Source organism: Nocardioides sp. 1609 (assembly GCF_004522105.1).
GTDB lineage: Bacteria > Actinomycetota > Actinomycetes > Propionibacteriales > Nocardioidaceae > Nocardioides.
In genome coordinates, this window is the sequence record NZ_SPUJ01000004.1 from 361278 (window position 1) to 375444 (window position 14167).

General features: G+C 72.2%; 16 protein-coding genes. 9 read left to right on the top strand and 7 right to left on the bottom strand.

All coding sequences use genetic code 11. The annotated features are described in order from the left end of the window. On the top strand, positions 1-768 hold the full coding sequence (locus E4623_RS12040) for a response regulator transcription factor (protein WP_134766773.1): 768 nt from the start codon (positions 1-3) through the stop codon (positions 766-768). Positions 769-798: 30 nt separating this feature from the next. Here E4623_RS12040 and E4623_RS12045 read toward each other — a convergent pair whose 3' ends face one another. The 3 genes from E4623_RS12045 to E4623_RS12055 all read right to left on the bottom strand — a co-directional run bounded on the left by E4623_RS12045 (position 799) and on the right by E4623_RS12055 (position 4721). Beyond that, the gene (locus E4623_RS12045; protein ID WP_134766774.1) at positions 799-1827 is read right to left on the bottom strand and encodes an inorganic phosphate transporter; all 1029 of its coding nucleotides are present in this window, start codon (positions 1825-1827) and stop codon (positions 799-801) included. 4 nt (positions 1828-1831) lie between these two features. Next, on the bottom strand, positions 1832-2449 hold the full coding sequence (locus E4623_RS12050; RefSeq protein ID WP_245155042.1) for a DUF47 family protein: 618 nt from the start codon (positions 2447-2449) through the stop codon (positions 1832-1834). Between the two features lie 88 nt (positions 2450-2537). After that, positions 2538-4721, bottom strand: a complete 2184-nt coding sequence (locus tag E4623_RS12055; RefSeq protein ID WP_134766775.1) for an RNA degradosome polyphosphate kinase — start codon at positions 4719-4721, stop codon at positions 2538-2540. A 69-nt stretch (positions 4722-4790) separates the two neighbouring features. On the opposite strand from E4623_RS12055, the gene E4623_RS12060 reads away from it, so the two are divergent. Beyond that, the gene (locus E4623_RS12060) at positions 4791-5852 is read left to right on the top strand and encodes an alpha/beta hydrolase (RefSeq protein WP_245155043.1); all 1062 of its coding nucleotides are present in this window, start codon (positions 4791-4793) and stop codon (positions 5850-5852) included. Between the two features lie 85 nt (positions 5853-5937). Here E4623_RS12060 and mshD read toward each other — a convergent pair whose 3' ends face one another. Together mshD and E4623_RS12070 are read right to left on the bottom strand one after the other, a co-directional pair. After that, positions 5938-6777, bottom strand: coding sequence for a mycothiol synthase (mshD, locus tag E4623_RS12065; protein WP_134766776.1), 840 nt, complete (start codon positions 6775-6777; stop codon positions 5938-5940). Further along, on the bottom strand, positions 6777-7139 hold the full coding sequence (locus tag E4623_RS12070) for a DsrE family protein (protein ID WP_134766777.1): 363 nt from the start codon (positions 7137-7139) through the stop codon (positions 6777-6779). The genes mshD and E4623_RS12070 overlap by 1 nt, the downstream gene beginning before the upstream one ends. A gap of 128 nt (positions 7140-7267) precedes the next feature. On the opposite strand from E4623_RS12070, the gene E4623_RS12075 reads away from it, so the two are divergent. Together E4623_RS12075 and E4623_RS12080 are read left to right on the top strand one after the other, a co-directional pair. Next, on the top strand, positions 7268-8200 hold the full coding sequence (locus E4623_RS12075) for a folate-binding protein YgfZ (RefSeq protein ID WP_134766778.1): 933 nt from the start codon (positions 7268-7270) through the stop codon (positions 8198-8200). Positions 8201-8361: 161 nt separating this feature from the next. After that, the gene (locus E4623_RS12080; protein WP_134766779.1) at positions 8362-9321 is read left to right on the top strand and encodes a hypothetical protein; all 960 of its coding nucleotides are present in this window, start codon (positions 8362-8364) and stop codon (positions 9319-9321) included. A 128-nt stretch (positions 9322-9449) separates the two neighbouring features. Here E4623_RS12080 and E4623_RS12085 read toward each other — a convergent pair whose 3' ends face one another. Beyond that, positions 9450-10184: a response regulator transcription factor gene (locus tag E4623_RS12085; RefSeq protein WP_134766780.1), complete on the bottom strand. Its 735-nt coding sequence runs from the start codon at positions 10182-10184 to the stop codon at positions 9450-9452. A gap of 173 nt (positions 10185-10357) precedes the next feature. Between E4623_RS12085 and E4623_RS12090 the strand changes: the two genes are divergently transcribed. The 4 genes from E4623_RS12090 (at position 10358) to E4623_RS12105 (ending at position 12344) form a co-directional block, all read left to right on the top strand. After that, positions 10358-10573: a MoaD/ThiS family protein gene (locus E4623_RS12090; protein WP_245155044.1), complete on the top strand. Its 216-nt coding sequence runs from the start codon at positions 10358-10360 to the stop codon at positions 10571-10573. After that, the gene (locus E4623_RS12095) at positions 10570-10911 is read left to right on the top strand and encodes a thioredoxin family protein (protein WP_134766781.1); all 342 of its coding nucleotides are present in this window, start codon (positions 10570-10572) and stop codon (positions 10909-10911) included. The genes E4623_RS12090 and E4623_RS12095 overlap by 4 nt, the downstream gene beginning before the upstream one ends. A 286-nt stretch (positions 10912-11197) precedes the next feature. After that, positions 11198-12046 (top strand): sulfurtransferase, encoded by an 849-nt coding sequence (locus tag E4623_RS12100; protein WP_134766782.1) that lies wholly within the window; start codon positions 11198-11200, stop codon positions 12044-12046. 1 nt (position 12047) lies between these two features. Continuing rightward, entirely contained in the window at positions 12048-12344 is a 297-nt protein-coding gene (locus tag E4623_RS12105) for a DUF1416 domain-containing protein (protein WP_134766783.1), read from the top strand. Positions 12345-12482: 138 nt separating this feature from the next. On the opposite strand, the gene dtd is transcribed toward E4623_RS12105, so the two are convergent. Then, positions 12483-12929, bottom strand: a complete 447-nt coding sequence (gene dtd / locus E4623_RS12110) for a D-aminoacyl-tRNA deacylase (RefSeq protein WP_134766784.1) — start codon at positions 12927-12929, stop codon at positions 12483-12485. 278 nt (positions 12930-13207) lie between these two features. On the opposite strand from dtd, the gene E4623_RS12115 reads away from it, so the two are divergent. Next, positions 13208-14167 (top strand): hypothetical protein, encoded by a 960-nt coding sequence (locus tag E4623_RS12115; protein WP_134766785.1) that lies wholly within the window; start codon positions 13208-13210, stop codon positions 14165-14167.

The window sequence follows — 14167 nt, forward strand, 5'->3', positions numbered from 1 at the left end:
GTGACGGGCTCGCTCCGGCGTGCCCTGCCCACCGCCCCCGACGGCTCGCTCCCCGCGCGCCACCGGGCGATGCAGCACGCCTCGCACCGCTGGGTCGAGGTGGCCGGGGCCGACGTCCTGGTCGTCGACCCGGACGCCGAGCAGCCCGAGCTGCGGGACGCGATGGCCGGGCACGGCGTCCACCTGACCTGGGTCAGCTCCACCACCGACGCCCTGGTGGCCTACGGCCGCACGGAGCCGAGGACCGTCGTCGTGGCCGTTGGCACGCCGGGCCTCGCGCCCGTCGACTTCGTCACCGCGATCCGGCGGCACGGGGCGCCGTACGTGATCGCGTCGGGCGACAGCCTCACCGACCCCGCGGCCGGCGTCCTCCTGGTCGCGGGGGCCTGCGCCTGGCTCCCGCGTCCCTACGCCGCCGCCGACCTCTGGGACGTGCTGGCCACGTCGCCGTACGCGACCGAGGGCCACGGCCGGGTCGTCGTCGGCCCGCTCGAGCTGGACGCCGCCGCCTACCGGGTCGCCTTCGCCGGACGCCGGCTCCCGGACCTGCCGCTGAAGGAGTTCGAGCTGCTCCGCGCGCTGATGCTGCGCTGCCCGGACGTCGTCAGCGACGCCGACCTGCTCGCCGCGCTGTGGGGGACCGATGCCGGCACCCACGGCACCAGGACGATCGCGATGCACGTCACCCGGCTGCGCACGCGGCTGGGCGGGGTGGCCGCGGTGCGGCGGGTCCGCGGGCGTGGGTACGCCCTGACCGTCGAGGACTGACCTCGGGCCGGACCGTCCGCCGCGCGGGGGTCAGAGGATGACGAGGTGCAGGATCTCGAAGGACAGCCACGCCATCAGGCCGGCCATCGGGAAGGTGAGGATCCACGCGGTGAGGATGGTGCGGGCCATGCCCCACCGGACCGCGGACAGCCGCTTGGTGGCGCCCGCGCCCATGACTGCCGAGGTGATGGTGTGGGTGGTCGAGATCGGGGCGTGGAAGACGAACGCCGTCGTGTAGAGCACCGTCGCGCCGACGGCCTCGGCGGAGAAGCCCCGGGCCGGGTCGAGGTCGATGATCTTGCGGCCCAGCGTGCGCATGATCCGCCAGCCGCCGGCGTAGGTGCCGGCCGAGATGGCGCCGGCCGCGGCGAGCACGACCCACAGCGGCAGCGTCTCGATGTTGTAGCTGGCGGGGTAGGCGATGACGAGGGTCAGCAGGATGACGCCCATCGTCTTCTGGGCGTCCTGGAGGCCGTGGCCCAGCGACAGCGCGGCCGCCGAGAACGTCTGCATCAGCCGGAAGCCACGCATGGTCCGGTGCGGGTTACGGCGGCGGAAGATCCACATGATCGACAACATGACGACGAACGCCGCGCAGAAGCCGAACAGCGGCGACAGCACCATCGGGATGAGGACCTTCTCCACGATGGTGTCCCACTTGACGCTGACGCCGCCGGCGATCGCCGAGCCCACGAGGCCGCCGATGAGGGCGTGCGAGGAGGACGACGGGAGCCCGAACCACCAGGTGATCAGGTTCCAGACGATGGCGCCCAGCAGGCCCGCCATGACGATGACCAGGCCGGTGTTGACCCCCACCTGGAGCTCGCCGGCGCCGTTCTCGATCGTGATGACGTCGGCGACGGTCTTGGCGACCTCCTGGCCGAGCAGTGCGCCGACGAAGTTCATGATCGCCGCGAGGGTCAGCGCGACCCTCGGGGTGAGCGCCCGGGTGGAGACCGACGTCGCGATCGCGTTCGCGGCATCGTGGAAACCGTTGGTGTAGTCGAATGCGAGCGCGATGACGATCACGGCGATCACGATCGCCAGGGTGAGGGTCACAGCCTCAGCTTTCCTTGACGGCGATCTGCTCGATGATGTTGGCGACCTTCTCGAAGGCGTCGATCGCGGCCTCGAGCGACTCGACGATGTCCTTGAGCTTGAGGACCTCGATCGTCTTGAACTCACCGGAGAAGAGCTTGGCCAGGGTGCGGCGGTGGTTCTTGTCTCCTGCGTTCTCGAGGCGGTTGATCTCGATCCAGTACTCCTCGAGCGACTGCGGCGACTGCAGCTTCGGCATCCACTCGGCGGTCAGCTCGGCGCACCGCTGGAGCACCTCGACCTGCTGGGACAGCTCGGCCGGGAGCACCTTGACCTCGTACAGGAGGATCAGATCGACGACCTCGTCCATCTCGTCCATGACGTCGTCGAGCCCGGAGGCCAGCGCGTAGATGTCCTCGCGGTCGAACGGCGTCACGAAGGTGCTGTTGACCCGTCGGATCAGCGCGTGCGTCGTCTCGTCGGCGTCGTGCTCGGCCGCGCGCATGCGCGTGGCGACGTCCTCCTTGTCGGAGGCCTCGGCGAGCATCTCCGCGAGCAGTGCGGTGCCGGTGACGAGGTGCTGCGCCTGCTCGGTGAAAAGTGCGTAGAACGCCGAGTCGACCGGACGGAATCGCAGACCCACGTGAACTCCTGATGAAGCGGAAACAAACCCGCACCAATGTAGGGGGTCGCCTCGGGTGGGGCGCAAACGCCGTCCATGCCGTACGGGATCAGGACGACGTGCGCCGCCGCCGCTGCCGCTCGATCAGCGTCTCCTGGAGATGCACGTCACCGACGTTGCGGGTCCACGAGCCGTCGCTCTCGAGCTCCCAGGCGTCCGTCGTGGGCTCGAACGCGAGGTCGAGCAGGCCACGGACCTCCTGGACGCTCTCGGGGTCGGGGAGCCGCACGAGCACCTCGACGCGGCGGTCGAGGTTGCGGTGCATCATGTCGGCCGATCCGATCCACGTGATCGGGTCGCCGCCGTTGTCGAAGGAGAAGACGCGGCTGTGCTCGAGGAACCGGCCGAGCACCGAGCGCACGATGATGTTCTCCGAGAGCCCGGGGACGCCGGGACGCAGCGCGCAGATCCCCCGCACGAGCAGCTGCACCTGCACGCCCTCCTGGGAGGCCAGGTAGAGCGCGTCGATGACGGCCTCGTCGACCACGGAGTTCGCCTTGAGCCGGATGGCGGCGGGCCGGCCGGCCTGGTGGTGGGCGATCTCGCGGTGGATCTGGTCGACCAGTCCGAGACGGACGGAGTCCGGCGCCACCAGCAGCTGCTGGTACGACGCGTTGCGCGACCAGCCGCTGAGGTTGTTGAACAGGTGGGCGACGTCCTCACCGACCTGCTCGTCGGTCGTGATCAGGCCGAGGTCCTCGTAGAGGCGGGCCGTCTTGGAGTTGTAGTTGCCGGTGCCGATGTGGGTGTAGCGGCGGATGCCCCACTGCTCGCCCTCGTCGCGCACCACCATCGCCAGCTTGCAGTGCGTCTTGAGACCGACCAGGCCGTACACGACGTGGCAGCCGGCCTGCTCGAGCTTGCGCGCCCACCGGATGTTGGCCTGCTCGTCGAAGCGGGCCTTGATCTCGACGATGACCAGCACCTGCTTGCCGGCCTCGGCGGCGTCGATGAGGGCGTCGATGATCGGGCTGTCGCCGGAGGTGCGGTAGAGCGTCTGCTTGATCGCCAGCACGTGCGGGTCGGCCGCGGCCTGCTCGATGAAGCGCTGCACCGACGTCGCGAACGAGTCGTAGGGGTGGTGCAGCAGGATGTCGTGGCGCCGCGCGGCCTTGAACACGTCGACCGGCGCGGCCGACTCGACCTCGGCCAGCCGCGGGTGGGTGGTCGGCACGAAGGCCGGGTACTTGAGCACCTCGTGGCTCAGGTCGGCGATGCCGTGCAGCCCGCGCAGGTCGAGCGGGCCGGGCAGCCGGAACACCTCGTCCTCGGTGACGTCGAGCTCCTCCTTGAGCAGCTCCAGGACGCTGTCGGAGATCGACTCCTCGACCTCGAGCCGCACCGGAGGGCCGAACCGGCGCCGCAGCAGCTCCTTCTCGAGGGCGGCCAGGATGTTCTCGGCGTCGTCCTCCTCGACCTCGAGGTCCTCGTTGCGGGTCACGCGGAAGGTGTGCGCCTCGAGCACCTCCATGCCGGGGAAGAGTCGCTTGAGGTGGGCGCCGATGACGTCCTCGAGCGGCACGAACCGCGCGCCGCTGCCGGAGGACCCGAGCGGGACGAAACGGTCGAAGATCGGCGGCACCTTGACCCGGGCGAAGTGGTCCTTGCCCGTCTGCGGGTTGCGGATCAGCACGGCGAGGTTGAGCGAGAGCCCGGAGATGTAGGGGAACGGGTGCGCGGGGTCGACGGCGAGCGGCGTCAGCACCGGGAAGATCCGGCTCTTGAAGAGCTTCTTGCAGGACTTCTGCTCCTCGGGGGAGAGGTCGTCCCACCGCACCAGCTCGATGTCGTGCTCGCGCAGCGCCGGGACGATCTGGTCGCGGAAGAGCTCGGCCTGGCGGCGGGTGAGCTCGCGCGTCGTCGTCCAGATCTGCTCGAGCACCTCGCGCGGCATCAGGCCGGACGCCGCGCGGACGGCGAGCCCGGCCGCGATCCGGCGCTTCAGGCCGGCGACGCGGACCATGAAGAACTCGTCGAGGTTGCTGGTGAAGATCGCGAGGAACCGGGTGCGCTCCAGGAGCGGGAGCCGCTCGTCCTCGGCCAGCTCGAGGACCCGCTGGTTGAACCGCATCCACGACAGCTCGCGGTCGAGGAAGCGGTCGTCGAACTTCTCCACGGCCGCGACCTGCTCGGGGTCGGGCGTGTAGGGCACGTCCACGTCGTAGGACTCGTCGGGCACGCCCGCGTTCGCCGCCGCCTTGGCGGAGGGGTCGGGCACCATCTCGAGGCTCATGCGTCCATCCTGGCACCGGTGGGTGAACGAGAGGTATCCCCGCGAGCGGAGCGGCGCTACCGTCGCTGCGTGGGTGTCGACGTGCAGGTGCCGGACCGGGTCATGACCATCAGCCTGCGGGCGTTCATGGCGCTGCCCGCGCCGGTGCAACGGGTCCTGGCCGGACGGCGCGTGGTGCTCGACGGCCAGACGCTGGCCGCCGACACCCAGCTCACGCTGCGGCTGCAGAGCCGCACGGTGCCGGCCGCCGAGTCGCTGCCGATCCCCGAGGGGCGGGTGGTGGTCGACCGGCTCTCGGCCGTCGCCGGCGGGGTCCAGCCGATCGGTGCGGTGCGCTCCCTGCCGGTCGGGGGGCTGCCCGGCCGGCTCTACACGCCGACCGGGGCGTCCGGCCTGATGCCGGTGCTGGTGTTCTTCCACGGCGGCGGCTTCATGTACGGCGGCCTCGACTCCCACGACGCCGTGTGCCGCGTGCTGGCCGAGCAGGCCGGCGTCCGGGTGCTCGCCGTGGACTACCGGCTCGCGCCGGAGCACCCGTTCCCCGCGGCGTACGACGACGCCGTGGCGGCGTACGAGTGGACGATCGCGCACGCCGCGTCGATCGGCGCCGACCCCGACCGGATCGCGGTGGGGGGCGACTCCGCCGGCGGCAACCTCGCCGCCGGCGTGGCGCTGCACGCCGCCCGCGCCGGCCTGCCGCTGGCCTTCCAGCTGCTGGTCTACCCGGCCACCGACGCGACCCGCGACACCCGCAGCTACGAGATGTTCGGCGAGGGCTTCTTCCTGAGCCGGCGGTTCATGGAGCTCGCCACCGAGAGCTACCTGCCCGACGCCGCCGACCACCGCGACCCGCGGGCCTCACCGGCGTTCGCCGAGGTGCTGGCCGGCACGGCGCCGGCGTACGTCGCGACCGCGGGGTTCGACCCGCTGCGCGACGAGGGCGAGGCCTACGCGCGCCGGCTCGCGGACGCGGGCGTGGAGGTCGAGCTGCGCCGCTTCCCGGACCAGATCCACAGCTTCTTCAACGTCGTCGCCGGCGCCCGCGGCTCCCGCGCCGCGATCGACGAGATCGCCCGGGCGCTGGGGTCCGGGGTCAGGTCGCGCGACGGTGCTCGCGCGGCGGGCGCGTGAGCGCGGCCCGGTAGGCCCCCCGCTCGTCGTCGCCCCGCCCGCGCGTCGACTGGGACGGCGGTCGGGACGGCGGTCAGGCCGGTTGTCAGGACCCTGCCGTCCCCGGGCGGGTGTACTGCACGTGGGTGTCGGTGGCGGCGTGCTCGAAGCCGAGCCCGGCGTAGACGTGGACGGCCGGCGCGTTGTCGGACTCGACGTAGAGCAGCACCTCCGCGACGCCGAGCCCGGCGAGGTGGTGCAGCCCGGCGAGCGTGAGCAGCCTCCCGAGACCGCGGCCCTGGGCGGCCGGGCCGATCGCGACGACGTACACCTCGCCGAGCGAGGCGTCGTGCTGCTTGGTCCAGTGGAAGCCGAGCAGGGTCCCGGTCCCGGTGTCGACGGCGAGGAGCAGGCCCGCGGGGTCGAACCACGGCTCCGCCATCCGCTGGGCCAGCCCGTCGGCGTCCAGGCCGCCCTGCTCGGGGTGGTGCGCGAACGCCGTCGCGTTGACCTCGAGGACGGCGGCGGCGTCGCCGTGGCCGTAGCCGCGGACCTCGACACCAGCACGCTCGTCGAGCGCGGGCAGGACCTCCGAGGTCCGGCGGCGCATCACCCAGAGCTCGCGCGTGCGGGCGAAGCCGAGGTCGGCGGCGATCCGCGCGGCGGCGGGGGCGTCGCCGTGGGACCAGGCGCGGGTGGCGGCCGCAGGCTCGGCGGCTCGCGCGAGCCGACCACCGACACCGTGACCGCGGGCCGGGGGAGCGACGGCCAGGGTCAGCTCGCCGTCGCGGACGAGCGCGAAGCCGTCCGGCTCGGTCCAGAGGTCGGCGCCCTCGAGACCGCGGTGACGCAGCGCCAGGTCGGCGGCCTCGTCGAGCGGGTCGTGGCCGTCGGCCTCGACGCAGGCGGCACGGACAGCGGCGACGACGTCCAGCGGGGCGGCCATCAGTAGACCAGCGCCTGGACGTCGGGCTGGAGGACCAGCTCGGTGAACGACGCCGCGCCCGCGATCCGGGCACCCTCGACGAGGTCGTCCTCGGTGAGGGAGCGGCGCGCCGCGCACTGCGAGCAGACCGTGATCCGGCCGCCGGTCCGGACGACCTCGACCAGGTCGGCCGCCGGCGTCGCGTGCTCGAGCCCGAGGTCGGGGCAGCGCCCACGCACCCCGAACCACACGGCGTCCCCGGTGAGCCAGAGCGACACCTCGGCGCCGGCCGCGACCGCCGCACCGGCGACGGTCAGGCCCTGGTTGGCGCGCTCGGGGGCCTCGACCCCGCAGGTGATCTTGACGGCGAGGGGGCGGGTCACGCCGTCCACCCTAGTGACGTCGCGCGGGCGGGGCGACGTACGACGTCCGCCGGTCACGAGACCGCCCCGGCTGCGGCGGGGGCCGGGAATCGTGGGGGCCCGGCGGCCGTTCTGTCAGAGTGGACGACATGACCAGCCCCCTGCTCGCCCTGCCCGGAGCGGTCGCCGGCAACGGCGTCGACGCGCCGGTCGCCGCCCACTACGGCTCGTTCAACGGCGAGCAGCGGGTCCTCGAGTCGGGGGAGGGGTTCGTCGACCTGTCGCACCACGACGTGCTGCGGATCGAGGGTCCCGACCGGCTGACCTGGCTGCACAGCCTCACCACCCAGCACCTGCTCGAGCTCGCGCCGGGCGTCGAGACGCAGGCGCTGGTGCTCAGCCCGCAGGGCCACGTCGAGCACGAGCTCCGCGGTCGCGACGACGGCGAGGCGCTCACGGTCTGGACCGAGCCCGGCGCGTCCGGCGCGCTCGTGGAGTTCCTCGAGCGGATGAAGTTCATGATGCGCGTCGAGATCACCGACGTCACCGCAGACCTCGCGCTGACCTGGCGCCCGGCCACGGGGCACCGGCTGGTGCCGCGGGCCGACCTCACGACGTACGCCGCCGCGACCGAGCCCGCCGCCGGGCTGTGGGCCTACGAGGCGCTCCGCATCGCACGCGGTGAGCCGCGGTTCGGCCTCGACACCGACCACCGCACGATCCCCAACGAGGTCGGCTGGATCGGCCCGGCCGTGCACCTCGACAAGGGCTGCTACCGCGGCCAGGAGACCGTCGCCCGCGTGCACACCCTCGGCCGGCCCCCGCGCCGGCTGACGCTGCTGCACCTCGACGGCTCCGAGAACCGGCTGCCCGCCGCCGGCTCCCCGGTGCTGCTCGGCGAGAAGCAGATCGGCACCGTCGGCTCCTCGGCCCGCCACCACGAGCTCGGCCCGATCGCGCTGGGCCTGCTCAAGCGCAACACCGCGGTCGACGCCGAGCTGCTGGTCGACGGCATCGCCGCCGCCCAGGAGGTGCTGGTCGACCCCGAGGTCGGGCTGCACGTGCGGCCGAAGCTGCGCTGACCGGCCCGGTCGGGGTCGTGTGCCTGAGCACGGTCGGGGGACCGGTGTCAGGCACACGACCGACACGGAGGCCGACACGGGGACGGACGGAGCGCGCGGCGTCCTGACCCGGCCTGTGGAGGACGCCGGCGCCGGTTCGTCGATGGGTGCAGGGTGCCCGCATGCCCTCCGACGACCTCCGCGGTGCACGCCGCGGCCGGCTCGAGCGGCTGCTCGTCGCGCAGGAGAGCATCGTGGCGCGGCGCCAGCTCACCGCCCTCGGCATCGACTGGGACGCGGCCCGGGCGAACGTCGTCGCCGGGCGTTGGGCGGTGCGCACCCCGCGGGTGCTCAGCACCGTGACGGGTGCTCTCACGATCGGGCAGCGACGGTGGGTCGGGGTGCTGCACGCCGGGCCGGGCAGCATGCTCGGCGGCCTGACGGCGGCCGCCCAGCACGGGCTGACCGGCTGGGAGCGGCCGGTGGTCACCGTCCTCGTCGACGACGAGCTGAGCTACGACCCGACCAACGGGATCCGCTTGTTCCGGTCCCGCCGACCGTTCCCGCTGATGATCGGCTCCCGGCCCGGCATCGCGACGGCGCGCGTCGAGCCGGCCCTGCTGCTGTGGGCCGGCTACCACGCATCGACGACCAGGGCGGCTGAGGGCGTGCTCGCCGCTGCAGTGGCGCAGCGGCTCACCACCGCACAGCGGCTGTACGAGGAGGTGGAGGCGCTCCGCCCCCTTCGCAGGGCCCGCCACTTCCGGGCGGCGCTCGCGGTCATCGACGCGGGTGCCCACTCCAGCGCCGAGATCGACGTGGCCCGGATGTGCCGCCTCTTCGCCATGCCCGCGCCCGCTCGGCAGACACCGAGGGAGGAGCGGGACGGACGCCGGCGCCGGACCGACTGCGAGTGGGACCTCCCCGACGGCGGCACCGTCGTGCTCGAGGTGGAGGGACCGGGGCACCTCGACGTGCGGGTGGCCGACGACGACATCCGGCGCCAGCGGCGTCTCACGGTGCCGCGCTGGCGCTGCGTCGTCCGGTGCTCCGCCCGCGAGCTGCGGCACGAGCCGCACGAGGTGGCGATCGACCTGGTCGGGTACGGCGTCCCGGGACGGATCCCGGGCGTCGCCTCGTGACCGGGCCACGTCCGGCGTCGGCGTCGGGGTCGGCGTAGCTGTGGGGTCGTGTGCCCCAGACCGGTGTCGGGACCGTGCGCAGGCACACGACCCGCTCGGGGCCGACGACGGGGCCGGCCGCGGGAGGCTCAGGCGTGCTGGCGGCCGGAGACGCGGGCGGCGTCGGCGGCGGAGTCCTTCTCCTTCGCCGGCAGGACGAAGCGGTAGCCGACGTTGCGGACGGTGCCGATGAGGGTCTCGTTCTCGACGCCGAGCTTGGCGCGGAGGCGTCGGACGTGGACGTCGACGGTGCGGGTGCCGCCGAAGTAGTCGTAGCCCCACACCTCCTGGAGCAGCTGCTGGCGGCTGAAGACCCGGCCGGGGTGCTGGGCCAGGAACTTCAGGAGCTCGAACTCCTTGAAGGTCAGGTCGAGCGGGCGGCCGCCGATCTTGGCGGTGTAGGTGGCCTCGTCGACCACGACCTCGCCGGAGCGGATGACGTGGGCGTCGGGGTCGGCGGCGTTGCGGACGGCGGTGAGCCGACCGATCGCGAGCTTGATCCGGGCCTCGAGCTCGGCCGGCCCGCAGGTGTGCAGGACGACGTCGTCCATGCCCCAGTCGTGGCTGACGACGGACAGGCCGCCCTCGGTGACGACGAGGAGCACCGGGACGTCGGTGCCGGTGGTGCGGATCAGCCGGCACAGGTCGCGGGCGCCGGCGAGGTCCTGCCGGCCGTCGACCAGGAGCAGGTCGGACTCGGGTGCCTCGAGCAGCGCGCTGCCCTCGGCTGGCAGGATCTTGACCTGGTGTCCGAGCAGCGCAAGCGCCGGCAGGACAGCGGCTGACGGCTGAAGTGCACTGGTCAGCAGCAGAAGTGTGCTCACGGGGGTCCCTCCCACACGAAACGCGGGTGAGACCGAAACACGTCACTGGGCTCCGGCCTTGTTACTGGGGTGAAGAATAGCGAAACGTGAGCGACACAGTCAGTGAAGTCGACGGAACTGAGACTCAGATCATCCTGGTGCGTTACTGGGCCTCGGCGCGGTCGGCGGCCGGGGTGGACTCGGACACGTTCGAGGTCGACGGCCCGGTGACCCTGCTCGACCTCCTCGGCAGGGTCGTCGCCGCGCACCCCGGGAGCCGGCTGCCGCAGGTGCTGGAGGTCTGCTCGGTGCTGGTCGGCGACCGTCCCGTCTCGACCCAGGACCCCGCGGACGTCGTCGTCGCGCCCGGTGCGTCGGTCGAGTTCCTGCCGCCGTTCGCCGGCGGATGAGCGGGCAGGTGCTCGCCGGCACACCCTGGGCGGACCTCCTCGGCGAGCGGGCGACGCTGGTGCAGCTCAGCTCGGCGTTCTGCGCGCCGTGCCGCGCGACCCGGCGCGTCCTGGCCGACGTCGCCTCGGGTGCGGACGGCGTCGCGCACGTCGAGATCGACGCCGACCAGCACCTGGAGCTGACGCGCCGGCTCGGGATCGAGCGGACGCCGACCACGCTGGTCCTCGACGCCGCCGGCCACGAGGTGGTGCGCGCCGAGGGGGCGCCGACGCGCGACCAGGTCCTGGCGGTCCTGCCCCAGGCCCGCCCGGGCGGCGTCGCGCCGCCGTCCCGGTGACCTGCGTCTCACATGATGGAAGCCTTGTCCGCTTCGTGAGACGCCGAGGGGAATGAATCGGGCGTTGTCCGTACTGTTCCTGTTGTGTCGACGACGTGGCTGACCAAGCGCAGGGCAGTGGATCACTGCCGCACGCGCTCGTCGCTGTGTCTGATGCCCTGACGGGCGCTGTCCTTCTCGCCGTGCTCGCGGCCTGACGCCGTCCGTCATACCCCCGGATCTCCGCCGTGCCCGCAGGCCGCCGGCCGGCACCACGTCGCTGCACCCAACCGAAAGGCAACCCGACATGACCCGCGAGAACGCTCTCGTCACGACCCAGTGGGTCGAGGACAACCTCGACACCCCCGGAGTCGTGATCGTCGAGGTCGACGAGGACACCACGGCCTACGACAAGGGCCACATCCAGGGAGCGATCAAGCTCGACTGGTCGACCGAGCTCCAGGACCAGGTGCGCCGCGACTTCGTCGACAGGGCCCAGTTCGAGGAGCTGCTGTCGGGCAAGGGTGTCGGCAACGACGACACCGTCGTCCTCTACGGCGGCAACAACAACTGGTTCGCCGCCTACGCGTACTGGTACTTCAAGCTCTACGGCCACCAGGACGTCAAGCTCATGGACGGCGGCCGCAAGAAGTGGGAGCTCGACTCCCGTGAGCTCACCGACGAGCTGCCCGCGCGTACCGCGACGTCGTACACCGCGCAGGAGCAGGACCACTCGATCCGCGCCTTCCGCGACGACGCGGTCGCCGCGATCGGCGTGCAGAACCTGATCGACGTCCGCAGCCCCGACGAGTACGCCGGCCGCCTCCTCGCCCCGGCGCACCTCCCGCAGGAGCAGTCGCAGCGCGCCGGCCACGTGCCGACGTCGCTCAACGTGCCGTGGAGCAAGAACTGCAACGACGACGGCACCTTCAAGTCCGACGACGACCTGAAGAAGCTCTACGACGAGGTCGGCCTCGACGGCTCGAAGGACACCATCGCCCTGTGCCGCATCGGTGAGCGCTCGTCGCTGACCTGGTTCGTGCTCAAGGAGCTGCTCGGTCACCAGAACGTCAAGAACTACGACGGCTCCTGGACCGAGTACGGCTCGCTGGTCGGCGTCCCGATCGCCCTCGGCGACGAGCCCGGGGAGGCCTGACATGTGCGGAGCAACCGAGGGCGGTCTGTCGCTCGACGGCGTCAACGTCGCCAAGGAGGCCGTGATCCAGGGCCAGGTCGTCCGCGCGGGCGAGCCCGTCGGCAACGCCTACGTGCGCCTGCTCGACCGGACCGGTGAGTTCACCGCCGAGGTGCCCACCTCGGCCAGCGGTCACTTCCGCTTCTTCGCGGGCGAGGGTCAGTGGACCCTGCGGACGCTGGCCCCGAAGGCGACCCCGGTCGACAACCTGGTGCACGCCGCCGTCGGCAGCGTCGCCGAGGTCACCGTCGCCATCTGATCCACCCCGCCGCCGCGCGCGGCCCGTCGACCCGTCACCTATGGGTGACGGGTCGATGTCGTTGCTGCGCTGACCCGTCGCCTATGGGTGACGGGTCGATGTCGTTCCTGCGCTGACCCGTCACCTATCGCTGACGGGTCAGCGCGCGGGTGCGGTCGGGTCGCGCTCGAGGACGACGGTGAACGGTCCGTCGTTGACCGACTCGACCCGCATGTCCGCGCCGAAGACGCCCCGCTCGACCCGGGCACCCAGCGCGACGAGGGCGTCGCACACGGCGTCGTACGCCGGCTCGCTGACCGGGCCGGGTGCGGCGGCCTCCCAGGTGGGACGGCGTCCCTTGCGTGCGTCGCCGTACAGCGTGAACTGGCTGACCACCAGCAGCGGGGCGCCGACGTCGGAGGCCGACCTCTCCTCACGCAGGATTCGCAGGCCCCACGTCTTGCGGGCGATCCAGTCGACCTCGGCCGCTGCGTCGCCGTGCGTGACGCCGAGGTAGACCAGCAGCCCCGGCTCCTTGATCGCGCCCACGACGACGCCGTCCACGCTCACCGACGCCCGTTCGACCCGCTGGATGACTGCTCGCACGGGGCCATCCTCGCGCACGGCCGAGCACCGTGTGGTGGGCCTGTGGAGGAGTCGTTGACCCTGCCGGGACGTCGTGATGTCATCCCTGAACTCTCGGGAAAGGGGCAATAGAGATGCGGATCACCTGTCTTGCCGCAGCTGTCGGAACCTTCATCGCGGCGTCCACGACACCGCTGGCACCCGCCGCGGTGTCGGCCACACCCACACCGGCGGCGTGTGTCGACGGTTCACCGCCGGGGCCGGAGCTCGCGCGCGGTCTCGTCCCGGCCGAGGCAGCCGTGCGGGCGTTCGCCCGCTCGGACGCCCGGACCGGGATCGGTGACGCGATCACCGAGGTCGAGCTGTGCGTCACCGTCGACGGTGACGAGTTCACCGTCCACGCCGACCCCTCGGAGCTGTCCTCGGCGTACGTGCAGGCGGACGGCGTGCTCGACTTCAGGGTCGTCGCCGAGTCGGGCTCCGGCGAGCTCTTCGTCGACCACTCGTCCGCTCGACTGTCGCCGGCCGGTGGTGCGGCCCGCTGGGGCGGAGACACGGACCTCACCGCCACCCGGTCGCGAGCCGCGGCAGTGGAGGTCGTGCAGCTCGGGGCGCTGGCCCGCGCCGGCGATGCCGTGGTCCCGGCCGCCCGCACGTCGGCAGCGGCCTGCGTCCCCACGGTGATCAACTCCCACCTGGTCAAGACGCGGATCGGGTCGACCTATCCCGCGCCGGGACTGAAGGCGCGGCTCCTCGTCGAGCGCTCGAGCGGTGGCCAGTACCAGGTGGCCATGAAGGTGCCGAACCACCCGGTCCAGAAGATGGAGATGATGCACGCCGACGGAGGATGGGGTGCCCGCCCCGACGGTGTGGCCTCCCAGGTCCACTGGAACACGAGGATCCAGTACCTCACGATCGACAACCGCTACCGGGCGACCGACGGGAGCTGCCAGTACTACCTCACCTACGAGCCGGACGAGGAGACCGGCGGCCTGACGAAGGAGGCCGCCTCCCGACCCCAGTTCACGCGCTGCATCGCCGTCGCCCGCGGTGGGTGGAAGCGGATCAGGAGCGACGGACGCCCGTTCGCCCTGACGTACGGCGTCAGCGCGGCCGCGATCGTCGGCGTCAGCCTGGGTGTCACCAAGAACTACGGCGAGTCCTCGCACGCGCTCGTCTACCGGATACCCGCGGGCGGTGGCCGGATGTGCGGGAAGGACGACTATCCAGCGGTCGCCTCGATCGTCATGGGGAAGTAG

Coding starts and splice junctions, on each gene's coding strand:
- E4623_RS12095 (WP_134766781.1), top strand. CDS start 10,570: ATGAGCGGGCAGGTGCTCGCCGGCACACCCTGGGCGGACCTCCTCGGC.
- mshD (WP_134766776.1), bottom strand. CDS start 6,777: ATGGCCGCCCCGCTGGACGTCGTCGCCGCTGTCCGTGCCGCCTGCGTC.
- E4623_RS12105 (WP_134766783.1), top strand. CDS start 12,048: ATGTGCGGAGCAACCGAGGGCGGTCTGTCGCTCGACGGCGTCAACGTC.
- E4623_RS12100 (WP_134766782.1), top strand. CDS start 11,198: ATGACCCGCGAGAACGCTCTCGTCACGACCCAGTGGGTCGAGGACAAC.
- E4623_RS12075 (WP_134766778.1), top strand. CDS start 7,268: ATGACCAGCCCCCTGCTCGCCCTGCCCGGAGCGGTCGCCGGCAACGGC.
- E4623_RS12080 (WP_134766779.1), top strand. CDS start 8,362: ATGCCCTCCGACGACCTCCGCGGTGCACGCCGCGGCCGGCTCGAGCGG.
- E4623_RS12055 (WP_134766775.1), bottom strand. CDS start 4,721: ATGAGCCTCGAGATGGTGCCCGACCCCTCCGCCAAGGCGGCGGCGAAC.